Annotated in this window: 8 protein-coding genes; 3 read left to right on the top strand and 5 right to left on the bottom strand. The window is 62.4% G+C overall.

Annotation, left to right across the window (positions count from 1 at the left end; translation table 11 throughout):
• Nucleotides 1–126, top strand: a 126-nt coding sequence (locus WAN71_RS02405) for a lipoprotein LpqH (protein ID WP_422223804.1), incomplete at its 5' end; no start/stop codon positions are given.
• A gap of 32 nt (nt 127–158) precedes the next feature.
• The gene (locus WAN71_RS02410; RefSeq protein ID WP_422223797.1) at nt 159–506 is read left to right on the top strand and encodes an SHOCT domain-containing protein; all 348 of its coding nucleotides are present in this window, start codon (nt 159–161) and stop codon (nt 504–506) included.
• 11 nt (nt 507–517) lie between these two features.
• Here WAN71_RS02410 and WAN71_RS02415 read toward each other — a convergent pair whose 3' ends face one another.
• From WAN71_RS02415 to WAN71_RS02435, 5 genes are read right to left on the bottom strand one after another with little or no spacing between them, the layout of a single operon-like run.
• Nucleotides 518–1,387: an LLM class F420-dependent oxidoreductase gene (locus WAN71_RS02415; protein WP_422223798.1), complete on the bottom strand. Its 870-nt coding sequence runs from the start codon at nt 1,385–1,387 to the stop codon at nt 518–520.
• A 16-nt stretch (nt 1,388–1,403) separates the two neighbouring features.
• Nucleotides 1,404–1,838 (bottom strand): MarR family winged helix-turn-helix transcriptional regulator, encoded by a 435-nt coding sequence (locus tag WAN71_RS02420; RefSeq protein WP_422223799.1) that lies wholly within the window; start codon nt 1,836–1,838, stop codon nt 1,404–1,406.
• A gap of 52 nt (nt 1,839–1,890) precedes the next feature.
• Entirely contained in the window at nt 1,891–2,235 is a 345-nt protein-coding gene (locus WAN71_RS02425; protein ID WP_422223800.1) for a hypothetical protein, read from the bottom strand.
• A 15-nt stretch (nt 2,236–2,250) separates the two neighbouring features.
• The gene (locus WAN71_RS02430) at nt 2,251–2,397 is read right to left on the bottom strand and encodes a hypothetical protein (protein WP_422223801.1); all 147 of its coding nucleotides are present in this window, start codon (nt 2,395–2,397) and stop codon (nt 2,251–2,253) included.
• Nucleotides 2,394–2,618: a hypothetical protein gene (locus tag WAN71_RS02435; RefSeq protein ID WP_422223802.1), complete on the bottom strand. Its 225-nt coding sequence runs from the start codon at nt 2,616–2,618 to the stop codon at nt 2,394–2,396. The genes WAN71_RS02430 and WAN71_RS02435 overlap by 4 nt, the downstream gene beginning before the upstream one ends.
• A 115-nt stretch (nt 2,619–2,733) precedes the next feature.
• Here WAN71_RS02435 and WAN71_RS02440 point away from each other — a divergent pair.
• A partial coding sequence (locus WAN71_RS02440) for a TetR/AcrR family transcriptional regulator (RefSeq protein ID WP_422223803.1) occupies nt 2,734–3,320 on the top strand: 587 nt, incomplete at its 3' end.

Below are 3,320 nucleotides of genomic sequence, written 5' to 3' on the forward strand. Positions count from 1 at the left end.
AGCGCCAAGGCCACCAAGGACGGCAAGTCCTACAAGATCACCGGCACGGCCAGCGGTGCAGACCTGTCCAATCCAATGGCAGGACCGGTGACCAAGCCCTTCGAAATCGACGTCACCTGCCCATAACCAACCCACTTGTGGCGAAAAGGAATACGTTAATGAACAACAACTCCAAAGTGGTGCTCGGGGCGATAGGCGCTCTGTTCGCTATATCGCTCATCATTCGGTTTGTCGTGCTGAGCCAGGCCGGCGTACCCGGCACGTGGATCTTCTACCTCGGCCTGCCGGTCGGCGGTATCGTCGCCGTGCTTGCACTCTTGCTGCGACTCGGGCTGCTCAACTTCGGCGAAAGGCCAAGTGCCACCGTTCAACACTGGCAGCACAACACTGCCGCGCAGGTGCCGACATCGCAGCGTCTGGAGGAACTCGAGTCCCTGCTCACCAGCGGCGTCATCTCGGACACCGAATACGCCTCAAAGCGTGCGCGGATCATCTCCGGCATCTGATCGACTGTCGGTCAGCCGATTTCAGAAACCTTGGGCATCAGTTCTTCTCCGAAGCGCCGTACGAAGCCAGCCGGATCCGGGGTGCCGGGCACGGGACCGATGTTGATCATCTCGATGCCCAGTTCGGCGTAGCGCTCAAGGGTCTTCAGGTATCCGTCAACGTCGGCGAACGGGTCGGCGAACAGGCCAACGGTTTTGCGGATCTGGGCGACGTCGCGGCCGACCGTGTCGCAATGGCGCGTCAACACCTCGATCTTGTGCTTGAGTAGGTCGGGCTCGGAATCCGTGCCGTTCCAGATGTCCGCGTACTGCGCGACCAGTCGCAGAGTCTTCTTCTCGCCGCCACCGCCAATCAGGATCGGCGGCCGACGAATTGGCTCAGGCACACAGATTGTCTCGGCCAGCTGATAGTGCTTGCCGTTGTAGGGCCCATTGTCGTCGCTCCACATCTGCAGACAGATCTGCAGAGTCTCTTCGAGCATCTCGAACCGCTCGCGCAACGGCGGATACGGGACACCCAGCGCGACATGCTCGCGCTCATACCAGGCGGCTCCGATACCGAACATCGACCGACCCTGCGAGAGTACGTCGAGCGTGGTGACTGTCTTGGCCAGCACCCCGGGGTGGCGATAGGTGACTCCGGTGACCAGCAATGCCAGGGTGATGCTGGTTGTCTGGCCCGCCAGAAAGCCCAGCGATGTGTAGCCCTCCAGGAACGGATCCTCTGCGCGCCCAACACCTTCCATCTGGAAGAAATGATCCGCCAGGGTAAACATCGTCGCCCCGGCATCTTCGGCGGCCTTGGCGGTCGCTACCAGTGTTGGAGCCAGATTCGCCGGATCGCCCGGCAGAAAGTCGATGAAGTGTATTCCCAATTCCATTTCCTAGCTCCCTTCGCTAATCGGTCAAACGCTGGAGCAGGGACAACGCATCGAGGATGACGCGGCGTTCCCGCTCGGAGTAGCGCTCTTGCATGGCACGACCCAGCCATTCCTCGCGTACTTGACGGTCGCTTTCCGCGCGGCGCCGGCCGGCGGCGGTCAATGAGATCACTTGGCGCCGACCGTCGTCGGGGTCGGGTGCGCGCCGGATAAGGCCATGCCGGGTAAGCCCGGCCAGTATGGCCGCCATCGACTGTGGCCGTATCCGCTCGGCGGCAGCCAACGCGCTGGCCGACGATGTTCTCTCTTTCCACAGCCGGGTGAGCACCGCGGTCTGCGACGGCGTCAGATCGCTACCGGTAGAGACTTCTTTCAGCTGGCGTCGCAGCCGGCTGAACATCACACGCAGGTCTCTGGCCGCCGATCCCGCGGACTCGGTGATCCCATCCACCAGCCCAGGCTACAGTAGACAGTCTAGACTGTACAGTTGAAACTGTTTAATGCTACGTGCTGTCGCCACTCAATTCCCAGAACCGCGAGCTTTCCTCCGCGGAGGGTTTGGCGCGGACCCAGCTTGCGATCAGGACAGTGAGTATCAGCCAACCGAGGACGAGAACCGGGATCGCCCAGATGCGACGCAGCAGCAGTGCGGTGCCGCATTGCGCGACGAGGCCGTCACCATTGGCGTCGGCGGCCTGCGACAGGTTAGCGCTGAAGCCGCTGCCGCAGGCGATCTGCATCCCGTATTGGTCGTACTGGCTCAAGTACACCGGAAACCACAGTGCCAGCAGTCCAATTACCATCAACAATGCGCCTGCGATGCCGAGGAATAGCTGACGATTGCTCACAGATTTCCTTTCAAATCAGACTGCGGCGGCGCCGGCGAACGACCAGAAGTCGAGGGCGTCGGCCACGGTGGCCGGCCGCTCATCCCAGCGCGCGGCGCGGTGGGTTATGTGAATGCGGGTGTCGGCTGTGGTCAGCGGTATCCCGGCGGCTTGAGCGCTCATGTCATGCATACGTCCGAGAACAGCAGCACCGGCCAGGGCACCATCGAGCCAAGGAACGACACCACCACGTCGGCGCCGTGCATGCGCTGCAAATGCGCGGTGTGTCTCGTCGACCAAATGGTCCCTACCACCGAATACGGGGTACCAATGATCAATGCGAGCCCGATCAGCTCGGCGATCGTGAGCTGGTAGCCAAGGACCCGGCGAACCCTGTCCAGCATGCGCAGCTACCTCTCACAAGGGATCCCACCTCTTCGTCGAGCATCAGTTATGTTAATAGACATTCTGACTCTTCGGTAGGTTTTTTGGCCGCTGACCCCACGCTAGGGTGAGGCGGTGACGACCGCGTGCACCGAGCCGACGGTCGTCGTGCGCCGACGGCCCAAAGACCGAAAGGCCCAGATCGCCCGCGTGGCCGCCGAGTCGTTCAGCGCGCTGGGCTACCACGCGGTCAGCATGGAAGCCATCGCGGCCAAGGTCGGGATTTCCGCGCCGGCGCTGTACCGGCACTACGCGAGCAAGTACGACCTGTTCCGCGGCGCGGTCTTGGCTCTCGGCCAGCAATTGGTCGATTGCACCGACTTCGGCGAGGCCGAATCTGCCGGTGCCGACCCGGCTGCGACATTGGACCGACTGGTCGACGCACTCATCGACGTGACGTTGGCCAATCGCGAGTCCGGCGGGCTGTATCGGTGGCAAGCCCGTTACCTGCACGGCGAAGACCAATCCACTCTGATGGACCAGTTGCGGGTGGCCAACCGCCGAATCCAACGGCCGCTCATGGTGATTCGGCCGACGTTGACCTCGTCGCATCGGTGGATGCTGTCGTCAGGGCTGCTCAGCGTGATCGGCAGCATCGTTGACCACCGGGTTGCGCTACCGTCCGACGAGATCAGTGCGCTGCTGGCTGACGTCGCCTCAGC

The organism is Mycobacterium sp. (assembly GCF_049280035.1).
Lineage (GTDB): Bacteria > Actinomycetota > Actinomycetes > Mycobacteriales > Mycobacteriaceae > Mycobacterium.